The sequence below is a fragment of the Streptomyces sp. TE5632 genome, assembly GCF_054061295.1.
Genome location: NZ_JBSSEA010000003.1, coordinates 3,785,153 through 3,799,289 on the forward strand (window position 1 = coordinate 3,785,153; position 14,137 = coordinate 3,799,289).

General features: G+C 70.2%; 13 protein-coding genes and 2 tRNA genes. 8 read left to right on the forward strand and 7 right to left on the reverse strand.

The genetic code is table 11. The features are described from left to right. Window positions 1–102 precede the first annotated feature (102 nt). The 3 genes from ACVW19_RS22595 (at window position 103) to ACVW19_RS22605 (ending at window position 2,106) form a co-directional block, all read left to right on the forward strand. Window positions 103–561 carry a molybdenum cofactor biosynthesis protein MoaE gene (locus tag ACVW19_RS22595; RefSeq protein WP_457461271.1) on the forward strand — a complete coding sequence of 153 codons (459 nt, stop codon included), beginning with the start codon at window positions 103–105 and terminating at the stop codon, window positions 559–561. A 181-nt stretch (window positions 562–742) separates the two neighbouring features. After that, window positions 743–910: a hypothetical protein gene (locus ACVW19_RS22600; RefSeq protein WP_202277927.1), complete on the forward strand. Its 168-nt coding sequence runs from the start codon at window positions 743–745 to the stop codon at window positions 908–910. Window positions 911–1,011: 101 nt separating this feature from the next. Then, the gene (locus tag ACVW19_RS22605) at window positions 1,012–2,106 is read left to right on the forward strand and encodes a YlbL family protein (protein WP_457461273.1); all 1,095 of its coding nucleotides are present in this window, start codon (window positions 1,012–1,014) and stop codon (window positions 2,104–2,106) included. 84 nt (window positions 2,107–2,190) lie between these two features. Here ACVW19_RS22605 and ACVW19_RS22610 read toward each other — a convergent pair whose 3' ends face one another. After that, window positions 2,191–2,733, reverse strand: a complete 543-nt coding sequence (locus tag ACVW19_RS22610; protein WP_457461274.1) for a PPA1309 family protein — start codon at window positions 2,731–2,733, stop codon at window positions 2,191–2,193. Window positions 2,734–2,897: 164 nt separating this feature from the next. On the opposite strand from ACVW19_RS22610, the gene ACVW19_RS22615 reads away from it, so the two are divergent. The 4 genes from ACVW19_RS22615 to ACVW19_RS22630 all read left to right on the forward strand — a co-directional run bounded on the left by ACVW19_RS22615 (window position 2,898) and on the right by ACVW19_RS22630 (window position 8,172). Continuing rightward, window positions 2,898–5,837 (forward strand): UPF0182 family membrane protein, encoded by a 2,940-nt coding sequence (locus ACVW19_RS22615; RefSeq protein WP_457464733.1) that lies wholly within the window; start codon window positions 2,898–2,900, stop codon window positions 5,835–5,837. A gap of 56 nt (window positions 5,838–5,893) precedes the next feature. Beyond that, window positions 5,894–5,967 (forward strand) — tRNA-Met (locus ACVW19_RS22620). Window positions 5,968–6,190: 223 nt separating this feature from the next. After that, entirely contained in the window at window positions 6,191–8,008 is a 1,818-nt protein-coding gene (locus ACVW19_RS22625; RefSeq protein ID WP_457461276.1) for a tetratricopeptide repeat protein, read from the forward strand. Window positions 8,009–8,098: 90 nt separating this feature from the next. Further along, window positions 8,099–8,172 (forward strand) — tRNA-Met (locus tag ACVW19_RS22630). 164 nt (window positions 8,173–8,336) lie between these two features. Here ACVW19_RS22630 and ACVW19_RS22635 read toward each other — a convergent pair. The 3 genes from ACVW19_RS22635 to hisN all read right to left on the reverse strand — a co-directional run bounded on the left by ACVW19_RS22635 (window position 8,337) and on the right by hisN (window position 10,363). Continuing rightward, window positions 8,337–8,753 (reverse strand): Fur family transcriptional regulator, encoded by a 417-nt coding sequence (locus tag ACVW19_RS22635; RefSeq protein WP_202277922.1) that lies wholly within the window; start codon window positions 8,751–8,753, stop codon window positions 8,337–8,339. Between the two features lie 228 nt (window positions 8,754–8,981). Further along, entirely contained in the window at window positions 8,982–9,386 is a 405-nt protein-coding gene (locus ACVW19_RS22640) for a CBS domain-containing protein (protein ID WP_457461278.1), read from the reverse strand. Window positions 9,387–9,562: 176 nt separating this feature from the next. After that, on the reverse strand, window positions 9,563–10,363 hold the full coding sequence (hisN, locus tag ACVW19_RS22645) for a histidinol-phosphatase (RefSeq protein WP_457461280.1): 801 nt from the start codon (window positions 10,361–10,363) through the stop codon (window positions 9,563–9,565). Between the two features lie 260 nt (window positions 10,364–10,623). Between hisN and ACVW19_RS22650 the strand changes: the two genes are divergently transcribed. After that, window positions 10,624–11,238 carry a TetR/AcrR family transcriptional regulator gene (locus ACVW19_RS22650; RefSeq protein WP_457461282.1) on the forward strand — a complete coding sequence of 205 codons (615 nt, stop codon included), beginning with the start codon at window positions 10,624–10,626 and terminating at the stop codon, window positions 11,236–11,238. A 42-nt stretch (window positions 11,239–11,280) separates the two neighbouring features. Here ACVW19_RS22650 and ACVW19_RS22655 read toward each other — a convergent pair whose 3' ends face one another. The 3 genes from ACVW19_RS22655 to aroA form a co-directional block, all read right to left on the reverse strand. Continuing rightward, entirely contained in the window at window positions 11,281–11,604 is a 324-nt protein-coding gene (locus tag ACVW19_RS22655) for a DMT family transporter (RefSeq protein WP_457461283.1), read from the reverse strand. 118 nt (window positions 11,605–11,722) lie between these two features. Further along, entirely contained in the window at window positions 11,723–12,733 is a 1,011-nt protein-coding gene (rsgA, locus tag ACVW19_RS22660) for a ribosome small subunit-dependent GTPase A (protein WP_457461284.1), read from the reverse strand. An 11-nt stretch (window positions 12,734–12,744) separates the two neighbouring features. Further along, complete coding sequence (gene aroA, locus ACVW19_RS22665; RefSeq protein WP_457461286.1) at window positions 12,745–14,061, reverse strand: 3-phosphoshikimate 1-carboxyvinyltransferase; 1,317 nt, start codon at window positions 14,059–14,061, stop codon at window positions 12,745–12,747. Window positions 14,062–14,137: the final 76 nt, after the last annotated feature.

Consider the following 14,137-nt stretch of genomic DNA (forward strand, 5'->3'; position numbering starts at 1 on the left):
GCAGGAGCCGCCGGCCGGGGAGACCCCGTACGTGCGCCTGCGGAGTGAACGGGGCGGTGGGGCTGTTCCGTGTCGGCGTGGGTGTGGGGCACGATGGGGGGCATGGCATCCACGAATGATCACCCCGGTGAGCAGGCGGCACAGGATCCGATCAAGCTGATCGCGATCCGGGACGCGCCACTGTCCGTGGACGAGATCTTCCGGGCCGTCGGCGATGACGCGGCCGGTGGGACGGCGCTGTTCGTGGGGACCGTGCGCAATCACGACGGCGGGACCGACGTCGACGAGCTGGGGTATTCGTGCCACCCGAGCGCCGAGGACGAGATGCGGCGGATCGCCGAGAAGGTCGCCGCCGAGTATCCGGTGCGGGCGTTGGCCGCCGTGCATCGGGTGGGGGACCTTCGGGTCGGGGATCTGGCCGTCGTCGTCGGCGTGTCGTGCCCGCACCGGGGCGAGGCCTTCGAGGCCTGCCGGAAGCTGATCGACGACCTCAAGCACGAGGTGCCCATCTGGAAGCACCAGAAGTTCTCGGACGGAACAGAGGAGTGGGTCGGCGCGTAGCGCCGTCGTTGGGGGGTGGTGGTCGGGCGACGGGTGGGCGGGTCGGGGCCTGCTGAGGCGTTCCGTATCCCCGTTCCGTACTCCGGTTGCGTAACCGCACCCCGGGTATGAGCGTTGTCACTGCGGATGGTTAATCTGCTGATCAGTCAGTCGCGGACGCTCATGGGGTTGGGAGGTCGGCATGGCCGCTCTTGCCTGGTTGCTGATTCCGTTGATGACCGCGGTGGGCGCGGGACTGTGGGGAAGCTGGGCCAACCGCACGCGCAGAGCGCGGAGCGACGGCCCCGAGCTCGTCGGGTACGCCCGCTTCCGCGAGGCCATGGAGAAGCCCCGGCCCTCGGGTGACTGAGGGACCGAAAACCGCAGGTCACCGACGTACGACGAGGTCAGGGCCGCCCGGACGGGCGGCCCTGACGGTGCGCTGACAGACCTGTCCCGTACTGTCGGTGCATGCCACGCCGCACCGCGACGATGCTCGCCTCCACCCTGATGCTGATCGCACTCCTGTGCGCGGGTGTGTTCATTCCCGTGCCGTACTCGGAGATGTCCCCGGGGCCGACGGTGAACACTCTGGGCGATCACGACGGCGAGCCGGTGCTGCACATCAAAGGGCGCAAGACCTATCCGACCGACGGCCACCTCAACATGACCACGGTGCGGGTCACGAGCGCCGACTACCGGATGAACCTGGTCGAGGCCGTCTACGGATGGCTCGCGCACGACAACAAGGTCGTGCCGCACGACACGCTCTACCCCGACGGCAAGACGGAGGAGGAGTCCACCCAGGAGAACGCCGAGGAGTTCAGCCAGTCCCAGGAGAGCGCCAAGGTCGCGGCCCTGAAGGCACTCGATGTCCCGGTGAAGTCCTGGGTGATCGTCGCCAGTGTCGTCAAGGGATCCCCCGCCGAGGGCAAGCTGCACGCCGGCGACGTGATCAAGAGCGTCGACGGCAGCGCGGTGCGCAAGCCGGCCGATGTCGCCGAACTCGTGACCGAACACAAGCCCGGCGACGACGTCGAATTCACGATCGTGCCCGCCAAGGAGCAGGCCGCCGCCGAGAAGGAGAACCGGACGCCGACGCGGACCGAGAAGGTCACGATCACCACCGCGACCTCCGACGACGCGGGAGACAAGCGTGCCATCGTCGGAATCGCCGCCGGGACCGACCACACCTTCCCGTTCAGCATCGACATCAAGCTCGCCGACGTCGGCGGGCCGAGCGCCGGTCTGATGTTCGCGCTCGGCATCTACGACAAGCTCACCCCGGGCAGCCTGACCGGCGGCGCGTTCGTCGCCGGCACCGGCACGATCGACGACGCCGGCAAGGTCGGGCCGATCGGCGGGATCGAGATGAAGACGGTCGGCGCGCGTGCCAAGGGCGCCCAGTACTTCCTCACGCCCGCGGACAACTGCGCGGCGGCCGCCGAGGACACCCCCGAGGGTCTCACCCTCATCAAGGTGGACACCATCGACGACGCCCTCGACGCGATGAAGGACCTCGGCTCCGGCGACACCGCGGACCTGCCGACATGCACGGCTTCCTGACCGCGCGGGCGCACTTCCTGCCCTCCCGCGCGGGCACGCTTCCTACCCTCCCGCGCGGGCACGCTTCCTGCCCTCCCGTACGGGCTACTCCGCGAACGTCGCCGACAGCGCCTCCGCCAGACCCGGCACCAGGGCGGACCCGGTGAGGACCTCCGTGGGCGAGTCCTTCTCCCGCAGCCGCAGTGCGGAATCGCGGGCACCGTCACGCAGGACCGCGACCGTCATACGGACCTCCTGGCGCTCCGGGTGCTTCGCCACCCACGCCGCCAGCGCGGCCTCGTCCAGATCCTGCGGGACCTGGGCCTCCGCGGACGGCGGCAGCATCAGACGCTCCACGGTCAGGGCACAGCCGACCACCGAGTCGGGCCAGGCGATGGTGCCCAGGAACTCGTCGAGCGGCTTGCCCGTTGGAATCTCGTCCTGCTCGATCGGGGTGAGGGCGGTTGTCTCCTGCTCGTCGCCCAGACCGAGCCGGTCCGCCAGCGAGGGCTGTTCGGCGCGGAGCCGCGCGGTGTCTACGAGGGCGAAGAGACGGGCAGGCTGGTCCCAGCCGAGGCCGGAGACGTACTCGTCGATCTCGAGTACGGCCCGGGTGAGCGGGTTCGCCGCCATGGGTGTGTTGGACATGGTCACAATCCTCTCTCGTTCAGGACCGGAATCGGGAACTGAGTAAAGGGTGAGTAAGTTGCATAGGTGTGGGCCCACGATTGCGCGGGTCCACACACGGTCCACGAACTCGCGGACCTGACGAATCAACAGCGAATTTCGAGGTGCCTACCTTGGCTTTCCAGATGCCGGACCGTGGCGGAGGCCCGACAGGGCCACGGATGAGAGTGGGCCGCCCGTCCCGGCGGGTCCGGACCCTGCTCATGACCCTGGGCGTCCTGGCCGTCCTTCTCATGGTGTTCACCATGTTCGCGGGGTTCTGGACTGACTGGTTGTGGTACCGCTCGGTCGACTACTCGTCGGTGTTCACGACGACCCTGTGGACCAAGATCGGACTCTTCTTCGTCTTCGGCCTGCTGATGGCTTTCGCGGTCGGCTTCAACATCTGGCTGGCGCACCGGATGCGGCCGCCGCTGAGTGCCATGTCGTTGGAGCAGCAGAACCTCGACCGGTACCGGATGGGCATCGCGCCGTACAAGAAGTGGCTGCTGCTCGGCATCACCGCACTGGTGGGGCTGATCGCCGGCGCCTCGGCGTCGAGTCAGTGGCGGACCTGGCTGATGTGGGTCAACGGTGTGCCGTTCGGCCAGAAGGACCCGCAGTTCAAGCTCGACGTCGCGTTCTACGCCTTCGACCTGCCCTGGTACCGGTTCATGCTCGGGTTCGGCTTCGCCGCCGCGATCCTGTCGCTGATCGCCGCCGCGCTGACGCACTACCTGTACGGCGGGCTGCGGGTCACCAGCCCCGGCGCGCGGGCCACGGCGGCCGCCACCGGGCACCTGTCGGTGCTCCTGGGCATCTTCGTCGCCCTGAAGGCGGTCGCGTACTGGCTCGACCGGTACGGCCTGGCGGTCAAGTCCAGCGACTTCAAGGCGACCGACAACTGGACCGGTCTGCGGTACGTCGACGCCAACGCCTATCTGCCGGCCAAGACGATCCTGTTCTGCATCGCCGTGATCTGCGCGCTGCTGTTCTTCGCCACTCTGTGGCGGCGCACCTGGCAGCTGCCCGTGATCGGCTTCGGCCTGATGGTGCTGTCGGCGATCCTCATCGGCGGCCTGTACCCGGCGATCGTGCAGAAGTTCCAGGTCCAGCCGAACGAGCAGGCCAAGGAAGCGCCGTACGTCGAGAAGAACCTCAAGGCGACGCGTGAGGCCTACGGCATCGACGACGCCCAGGTCGACGAGTACCCGGGGACCAGCCAGACCGAGGACAAGACCAAGCTCCGGGACCAGGTCTCCGAGACGGCGAGCATCCGGATCATGGACCCGAACATCGTCTCGCCGACGTTCCAGCAGCTCCAGCAGATCAGGAACTACTACGCGTTCCCGACCAACCTGGACGTGGACCGCTATTCCGATCCCAAGACCGGCGAGGAGCAGGACACCGTCATCGGCCTGCGCGAGCTGAACCTCAACGGCATCCCGAAGCGGAACTGGATCAACGACCACTTCCGGTACACCCACGGATACGGTGTCGTTGCCGCCAAGGGCACCAGTGCCGACGACGGCCGTCCGGTGTTCACCGAGTCCGACCTGCCGTCCAAGGGCGACCTCGGCACGTACGAGCAGCGCATCTACTACGGCGAGCGGACGACGACGTACTCGATCGTCGGCGGTCCCCAGAAGGAGATCGACTACTCCGACGACAATGGCGAGAAGACGACCAGCTACAAGGGCGACAGTGGCGTCAACCTCGCCAACCCGATCAATCGGGCAGCCTACGCGGCGGCGTTCAGCGAGCCGCAGATCCTGTACTCCGGTGCCATCGGTGAGGGCTCGCGGATCCTGTACAACCGCACGCCCAAGGAGCGCGTCGAGGCGGTCGCCCCGTGGCTGACCATCGACGGCGACGCCTACCCCGCGGTGGTGGACGGCCGGATCCAGTGGATCGTCGACGCCTACACGACCACCAACGGCTATCCGTACGCGTCGCGGACGACCCTCGGTGACACCACGGCCGACTCGCTGACCGCCACCAACGACAACCGCGCGGTGGTGGCCCAGGAGAACCGGGTCAACTACATCCGCAACTCGGTGAAGGCGACCGTCGACGCGTACAGCGGCGAGGTCAAGCTCTACCAGTGGGACACCAAGGACCCCGTCCTGAAGACGTGGATGAAGGCGTTCCCGGACACGGTGGAGCCGAGGAGCGAGATCTCCGGCGGGCTGATGGACCACCTGCGGTATCCGCAGGACCTGTTCAAGGTGCAGCGCGAACTGCTGACCCGCTACCACGTGAAGGACGCCACCACGTTCCTCAGCGGCAGCGAGGTGTGGCAGGTGCCGGCCGACCCGACGAACAAGACGGGCGACGCGGTACCGCCGTACTACCAGAGCATGAAGATGCCCGACCAGAAGGAACAGGCCTTCTCGCTCACCACGACGTTCACTCCGAACGGCCGTGACAACCTCAGTGCCTTCATGGCGGTCGACGCCGAGGCGGGCAGCGAGGGGTACGGCAAGATCAGAGTCCTGAAGCTGCCGACGAGCACCACGGCGGCCGGACCCAAACAGGTGCAGAGCCAGTTCAACTCCGAACAGGACATCGCCGAGTCGATCAGGCTGCTGAGAGGCGGCGACTCCGAGGTCGAGTACGGCAACCTGCTGGCCGTTCCGCTCGACGGCGGACTGCTGTACGTGGAGCCGGTCTACGTACGTGGTGGTGGACTCAAGTACCCGCTGCTGCGGAAGGTGTTGGTGACCTACGGAGGCCAGACGGCCTTCGAGGACACGTTGGAGCAGGCTCTCGACAAGGTCTTCGGGGCCAAGGGTTCGGCCACCGAGCAGCCACCGGGCGAGGACGAGGGCACGCAGCCGCCGCCGACGTCCGAGAACCCGTCGGTCCAAGCGGCCCTGAAGGACGCCCAGGATGCCTTCCAGGCCGGTCAGGAAGCCCTGAAGAAGAACGACTGGGAGGCCTACGGCAAGGCGCAGAAGGATCTCGAGGATGCCCTGCGCCGGGCTGAGAAGGCCCAGTCGGCGGAGGGTGGGGGCGGCTCCGGTGGAGGCGGCTCGGACGCCTCGGAGAGCAGTCCCAGCCCCGACCCGAGCCCGAGCAGTTAGCAAGCCGCCTGGTCAAGGGCCCACCCCGCGCCGTGGTACGGTTGTACACACAACGGCGCGGGGTGGAGCAGCTCGGTAGCTCGCTGGGCTCATAACCCAGAGGTCGCAGGTTCAAATCCTGTCCCCGCTACTGAAGTCGCGATGACGGCGACATCAAAGGCCCGGATTCCTCAAGGAATCCGGGCCTTTGTGATGTGCGAACGCATGTGCCGAATCCGGCGACGGCCGCGCCGCCGACGGGAGTTGGCCGATCTGTGTTTGACTTGTCTCTCTGTGGGCATGTCGACAAAACGCTGAAGTGACCTCACTGACTGCGGCATGTCAGGTGTACCCAGGTTGCGGGTGGTGCGACGATGGACGTTATGGGGGATAGGGCAACTCTGTACGAGACGGGACGTTTTGAGCAGTCCTCCCCGCGGGAGGAACCTCGCGACGAGACGGGGGAAGCCGCCGACGAGGCGGCCGAGGAGCTGCGCCGGCGGCTCGCTGCCGAAGCCGGCGACGTGGAGGCGATGAGCGTCCTCGGCGCCATGCTGCTGCGCCGCGGCGACCTCGCCGGAGCCGAACCCCAGCTGCGTGCCGCCACTGCCGCGGGCGACCGCGCCGCCGCCAACAACCTGGGCGTCCTCCTGTTCCAGCGGGGCCACGCGGAGGAGGCCGCTGGATGGTGGCGGATCGCCGCCGTCGCCGGTTCCGCCCCGGCGGCCCACGCGCTCGGCCGGCACCACCGCGAGCGCGGTGACGAGCCCGCCGCCGAGTACTGGCTGCGCCAGGCCGCCGAGCAGGACCACGTGTTGGGTGCCTACGCACTCGCCGACCTGCTGGAACACCGCGGGGACACGGCCGGGGCCGAGCGCTGGATGCGGGCCGCCGCCGAGCGGGGGCACCGGGAGGCCGCCTACCGGCTGGCCAGGGCGCTGGACCGGAAGGCCGCGGAGGAGACCGACGACAGGGGCCGCCCGTTAGTGGAGGAGGCCGAGCAGTGGTACCGGCAGGCCGCAGCGCGGGGGCACCGCCGGGCCGCACTGCACCTCGGCGTGATCCTGGAGAAGCGCGGCGAGCTCAAGGAGGCCGGCCGTTGGTATCTGACGTCCGCCAAGGACGGGGAGGCGCGGGCCGCCTGCGCGCTCGGCTTCCTGCTGCGTGACGCCGGGGACACCGACAACGCCGCCGTCTGGTGGCTGCGCGCGGCCCAGGACGGCGACGGCAACGCCGCCAACGCGCTGGGCGCCCTGCACGCCGAGCGTGGCGAGACCCAGACCGCCGAACGCTGGTACCGGGCCGCGATGGACGCGGGCGACGTCAACGGCGCGTACAACCTCGCCCTGCTCTGCGCCGAGCAGGGCCGGACCGGGCCGGCCGAGCAGTGGTACCGCCGGGCCGCCTACGCAGGTCACCGCGAGGCGGCCAACGCGCTGGCGATCCTGCTGCTGACGGCCGGGGACGAGACGGGCGCGGAGCCCTGGTTCTCCAAGGCCGCGGAGGCGGGGAGCGTGGACGCCGCCTTCAACCTCGGCATCCTGCACGCGGGCCGGGAGGAGAACGCGACCGCGCTGCGCTGGTACGAGCGGGCGGCGGCCGCCGGGCACACGGAAGCCGCCCTCCAGGTCGGCATGGCCCGGTTGCGTGACGGCGACGAGGGTGAGGCGGAGCGCTTCCTGCGGTGCGCGGCGGGCGGCGGCAGCGCCGAGGCCGCCTACCGCCTGGCCACCGTCCTGGACGCCCGTCGCCCGCCGGAGCCCGCGCATGAACTGGGCGAACCGGTGAGCCGGCGCAGCGAGTGCGAGGAGTGGTACGAGCGCGCCGCCTCCCAGGGCCACCGGCGCGCTCAGGTGCGCGTCGGCATGCTCGCCGCGGCCCGCGGTGACGTGGTCGAGGCGGCCCGCTGGTACCGGGAGGCGGCCGAGGCCGGTTCCCGCAACGGCGCCTTCAACCTGGGTCTGCTGCTGGCCCGGGAGGGCAGCGAGCCCGAGGCGGCCGTGTGGTGGACCCGCGCGGCCGACGCCGGACACGGCCGCGCGGCTCTGCGGCTTGCCCTGGTCTACGCGCGCCGGGGCGAGCTCGCCGAGGGCCAGCGCTGGGCCGACCGTGCGGCGGCGCTGGGCCCGGCGGCGGTCACGGAACGAGCGATTCGCCTGCGCGACGCGCTCCGCGAGGAGCTGTCCGCGTGAGGGCTGACGGCGCACCCTCTAGGGCTCACGGCCTCCACCGAAAGGGATTTGCTTCCGTCCACATCCTTGACGTAACGTTGCATTCATCGACGCGGGGTGGAGCAGCTCGGTAGCTCGCTGGGCTCATAACCCAGAGGTCGCAGGTTCAAATCCTGTCCCCGCTACTGAAGGCCGAGGGCCGGAATCCGAAAGGGTTCCGGCCCTCGGTCTATGTCCCTGCTCAAGCTCCCAGACGCACGCGAAAGCCCCTCAGGCGCACGAAAGAGCCCCGGCACACTGCCGGGGCTCTCGCGTACGTCTGGGAGAAGGACGGCGCAGGCCGGGTGCCCTACGCTGCGGCGCAGTTCGGGCAGACGCCCCGATACGTCATCTCGACGCTCGAGATCGTGAAGCCGAAGCGCTCGGTGTCGGGGAGGTCGGCCAGCGGGTTGCCCGTCGGGTGCACGTCCCGGATCGCGCCGCACTGCGCGCACACCAGGTGGTGGTGCGGCCGGTGGGCGTTCGGGTCGTAACGCTTGGCTCGTTTGTCCGTGGCGACTTCCACCACCTCACCGAGGGTGACCAGTTCGCCCAAGGTGTTGTAGACGGTCGCTCGGGAGATCTCCGGCAGCCTGGTGACGGCTCTGGCGTGCACCTCGTCGGCTGTCAGATGGACATGATCGCCGTCGAGGACCTCGGCCACCACACGACGCTGTGCGGTCATCCGCCATCCACGTCCGCGCAGTCGTTCCAGAAGGTCGCTCATGGACACCAGCCTAACAGCTAGAGGGACCAGGTCCCGAACGGGTGTGACTTTGGAGCGTTGCTTGACTTAGACGTTGTCCATTGTGGGATCGGCGCTGGCTTTAGCCAAGGGTAAGTACTTCGGCGAGCGGCTGGAAGCCGCGGTCCAGGCCCTGTGCGGCTGATTCCAGCGCTGGACCGCTTGCCGTCGTGACGGGCCGGGCCCCCGGAAGGGGGCCCGGCCCGTCGGTTACACCGGCGTGCGCTGGGCGGCCTGCTGCCGTACGGGGGCCCAGCAGCGGATGATGTCGCGCACCGAGACGATGCCGACGGGCTCGCCCCGCTCCAGGACGATCAGATGGCGGAAGCCGCCGTGCGTCATGGCGTGAGCCGCGTCCTCGAGCGTCCAGGACGGGGTGGCGAAGACGACGTCGGTCGTGGTGTGGGAGTGGGCGTGCTCGGAGTCCGGGTCCTGCCCCAGTCCCAGGGAGTCGAGGATGTCGCGTTCGGTGAGAATGCCGATGCCGGTGCCGTCGGGGTCGAGGACCACGGCCGCGCCGACGCGGCGGGTGGACATCAGGGTGGCGGCCTGACGGAGGGTGTGGGCGGGGCCGATGGTGAGGACCACCGTGCTCATGGCGTCGCGGACGAGCATGGGATGGAGCCACCTCCTACCGGAAACCGTGCCGGCGGACCTCGGATCGATCCGCTGGTCCGCTAGTTCAAGGTTTCACAAGTTCACAAGCGGGGGGACTCTCACAGTCGCAGGTAAAGCGGGCGCCAACAAGAGGGCGTGTGCGGCGCAATGGGGGCGTGCGCTCGGACCGGACGTCAGTAGCGCTGGTTGAGATAGCCCAGCAGTTCGTCGTGCAGCAGCCCGTTCGAGGCGGCGGCGTTGCCGCTGTGCGGTCCGGGGCGGCCGTCGAGTCCGGTGAAGCTGCCGCCGGCCTCGGTGACCACGATCGCGGTGGCCGCCATGTCCCAGAGGGACAGCTCCGGTTCCGCACACATGTCCACCGACCCCTCGGCGACCATCATGTACGGCCAGAAGTCGCCGTACGCGCGCGTGCGCCACACCTCGCGGGTGAGGTCGAGGAAGCCGTCCAGCCGCGCCTGCTCCTCCCAGCCGCTGAGCGAGGAGTACGCGAAGGAGGCGTCGGAGAGCTTGGAGACCCCGGACACCTGGAGCCGGGAGGCCTGGGACAGGCTGCGGCCGGTGAAGGCGCCGTGGCCCTGCGCGGCCCACCAGCGGCGGCCCAGGGCGGGAGCCGAGACCAGCCCGACGACGGGCTGGAAGCCCCCCTCTTTGGCCTCCATCAGGGCGATCAGCGTGGCCCAGACCGGGACGCCGCGTACGTAGTTCTTGGTGCCGTCGATCGGATCGATCACCCAGCGTCGCGGTCCCGTGCCCTCCACCCCGTACTCCTCGCCGAGGATCGCGTCCCTCGGGCGGGCACGCTTCAGGTGGCCGCGGATGACGTCCTCCGCGCCCTTGTCCGCCTCGGTCACCGGCGTCATGTCCGGTTTGGTCTCCACCTTGAGGTCGAGGGCCTTGAACCGGTCCATCGTCGCGGCGTCGGCGGCGTCCGCGAGGACGTGGGCGAGACGCAGGTCGTCAAGGTAGTCGGGCATGCAATGAACCGTATCCGCCGAGATGGGGCCAGGGCCACCTCGGGTTCGCGGGGCTGTGCGCCCGCCGTGCACCGCCGTGTACGGATCGTGCGCGGGGAGTGCGCGGGTCACGTGCGCCCCGCGCACGATCCGCGTACACGCCGAGCGGCCGGGACACCTCCCGCGGCACCGCAACTCCGCACCCCACGCGAACCCTTGACAGTGCCCGGCGGTGCGTCAAATCTGAAGCGCAGAGCCGCTCGCCCGCCCCGAGGGAGGCGATGATGCCTGCAGCGCGGGAATCTCTGCTGGACGCCGCTTACGCGGCACTCGCGCGTCGCCCGTGGTCCGCGGTGCGGATGGTGGACGTGGCCGCGGCCGCGGGGGTGTCCCGGCAGACCCTCTACAACGAGTTCGGCAGCAAGGACGGACTCGCCAGGGCCCTGGTCCGCAGGGAGGCCGACGGCTACCTCGCCGGCGTCGACCGTGCCCTCACCGTCCACCACGACGCCCGCGACCGGCTCACCGCGGCTGCCGAGTGGACCGCCGCCACGGCCGCCGGGAACGCCCTGGTCCGCGCCCTGCTCACCGGCTGCTGGAGCGAGCGCCTGCCCTCCCCGGCCCTGGCGCCGGTCCGGTCCGGCTCCGCCGTGCCCGCCCAGCGCCGCGCCGACGGCCCACTGCCCTCGCCCGTCGACCTCGTGGCCCTCGTCCGCGACCGCGCCGTGGCCGTCCTGACCGGCCCCGGGGTGCCCAGGACCGACACCGCCGAGCTGGCCCGCTCCTGTGAGCTGGTGGTACGCCTCGCTCTGTCCTGTGTCGCCGCCCCGCCGCCGACCGAGGACGGCATCGCCGACCTGGTCCGCAGCGCCCTGAACCGTCAGCCGGTGCCGTAGCGCCGCATGCGACGCATGCTCATGACGGTCGGCGTTCCGCGCTCACCGCGCCGATCCCGACAGCTGGAGTCCGATCACTCCGATGATCACGAGGGAGATCGACACGATCTTCAGCGTCGACACCAGGTCCCCCAGGAACACCATCCCGTAGATCGCCGTCCCCGCCGCCCCGATTCCCGTCCACACGGCGTACGCCGGCCCGACGTCGAGTTTCTTCAGGGACAGGGTCAGCAGGCCGAAGCTGCCCAGCGCGAACGCGCAGAAGGCGATTGTCGGCCACAGCCGTGTGAAGCCGTGGGACAGCTTCAGACACACGGCGAACCCGGTCTCCAGCAACCCGGCCACCACGACCATGAGCCACGCCATGTGCCGTCCTCCCGTTGTCCCGGCCGCCGGTGACCGTTTCGCCGGATTCGACGGCTCCGGATCCGGCTCGGTGCGATTATGCACTTACCGTCCGCACGCCATGACAAACACGCGAGGATCAGTCGCCTTCCGTGTGCTCCCGCGTCGCCAGCAGCCTCCGCAGCGAGTACAGACGCGCCGGGTCCGCGTGCCCCTCGGCGACCCAGGCGTCCAGCGCGCAGTCCGGTTCGTCGTGACTGCACGCGCGTGGGCAGCCCTCCGTACCCGGCTCCAGGTCGGGGAAGGCGTGGATGACCCGGGACGGATCGACATGGGCGAGGCCGAACGACCGCACCCCGGGGGTGTCGACCACCCATCCCTGCGCGCCCGACAGGGGCAGTGCCAGTGCGGACGTCGTCGTATGGCGCCCGCGCCCCGTCACCGCGTTGACGTGCCCGGTCGAACGCCGCCGTTCCTCCGGCACCAGCGCGTTCACCAGCGTCGTCTTACCGACCCCGGAGTGCCCCACGAACGCCGTGATCCGGCCGTCCAGCTGCTCCCGCACCCGGTCGGCCGCCGCGCCGCTCTCCAGTTCCGCCCGGCTGGTGACGACGTACGGGATGTCGAGGTCGCCGTACAGCTCCAGCAGCTTGTCGGGCGGCGCGAGGTCCGACTTGGTCAGCACCAGCAGCGGGGTCAGCCCGCCGTCGTACGCCGCGACCAGACAGCGGTCGATCAGGCGCGGGCGGGGCTCGGGGTCGGCGAGGGCGGTGACGACGGCCAGCTGGTCGGCGTTGGCGACGACTACCCGCTCGTAGGGGTCGTCGTCGTCCGCGGTACGGCGCAGCACCGACGTCCGCTCGGCGATGCGGACGATCCGCGCGAGCGTGTCCTTCCTGCCCGAGAGGTCGCCGACGATCCCCACCCGGTCACCGACCACCGCCGCCTTGCGGCCCAGCTCCCGGGCCTTCATGGCGAGCACGATCCGGTCCTCGACGAGGCAGGTCAGCCGGCCCCGGTCGACGGTGAGGACCAGGCCCTCCGCGGCGTCCTCGTGCTTGGGCCGGATGTGGGTGCGCGGCCGGTTGCCCTTGGGGTTCGGGCGGGAGCGGATGTCGTCCTCGTCGGTGTGCTTGCCGTAGCGGCGCATCGTCTGCGTTCCTATGCCCCGAGCATCCCGGTCCACAGGTCGGGGAAGTCCGGCAGGGTCTTCGCCGTCGTCGCCACGTTCTCGATCTGTACGCCCTCCACCGCGAGGCCGATGACCGCGCCGGCGGTCGCCATGCGGTGGTCCTCGTAGGTGTGGAAGACGCCGCCGTGCAGCGGGCGGGGGCGGATGTGCAGACCGTCGGCGGTCTCGGTGACGTCGCCGCCGAGCTCGTTGATCTCCTTGGTGAGCGCGGCCAGACGGTCCGTCTCGTGCAGCCTGAGGTGGGCCACGCCGCGCAGGGTGGACGGCGAGTCCGCGAGGGCCGCGACGGCGGCGACCCCCGGTGCCAGCTCGCCGACGTCGCCGAGGTCCACGTCGATGCCGTGCACCGAACCGGAGCCGGTGAACACGAGCCCGTACTCGGTCAGTTCGCAGGAACCGCCCATCTCGGTGAAGATCTCCCGCAGCCTGTCACCGCCCTGGGTGGTACGGGCGGGCCAGTCCGGGACGACGACCCGGCCGCCGGTCACCAGCGCCGCCGCGAGGAACGGCTGCGCGTTGGACAGGTCCGGCTCGATCGTCAGGTCCCGTCCGAGCAGAGCCCCCGGAGTGACCCGCCAGACGTTGGGCTCACCGCCCGACTCGGGGCTGTCCACCTGGGCGCCCACCGCGCGGAGCATGTCGACGGTCATCCGGATGTGCGGCACGGAAGGGAGCGTCGAACCGGTGTGCCGGACCTCGACGCCCTGGTTGAAACGCGGCGCGGACAGCAGCAGGGCACTGACGAACTGCGACGACGAGGACGCGTCCACCGACACGGTGCCGCCGTCCAGGGCGCCGCCGCCGTGCACGGTCAGCGGCAGCGCGCCGCGGCCGTCGTCGTCGATCCGGGCACCGAGGTGACGCAGCGCGTCGATGACGCCGTTCAGCGGGCGCTCGTAGGAACGGGGGTCGCCGTCGAAGCGGACGGGACCGTCGGCGAGGGCGGCGACCGGGGGGAGGAACCGCATCACCGTGCCGGCGTTCCCGACATCGACGGTGGCCGGGCCGCGCAGGCCCGTGGGCAGCACCCGCCAGGCCTCACCGGTGCCGTCGGGGCCCACACCCTCCTCGATCTCGATGCCCATGGCCCGCAGCGCGCCCGCCATCAGCAGCGTGTCGCGGGAGCGGAGCGGACGGCGCAGCCAGCCGGGCTCGGAGGCGAGGGCGGCGAGCACGAGGGCGCGGTTGGTGACCGACTTCGACCCGGGTACGTGGACCGTCGCGTCGACGGCTCCGCTCGCGTGCGGGGCGGGCCAAAGGGCGGTGTGCGCAGGGTTAGCGGTCATGCGCCCCACTTTAGTGGGGGTCCCGACCGCCGGGCGTGCCCGGTACCTCCGGGTCGGGCTCTTCGGCACCACCGGC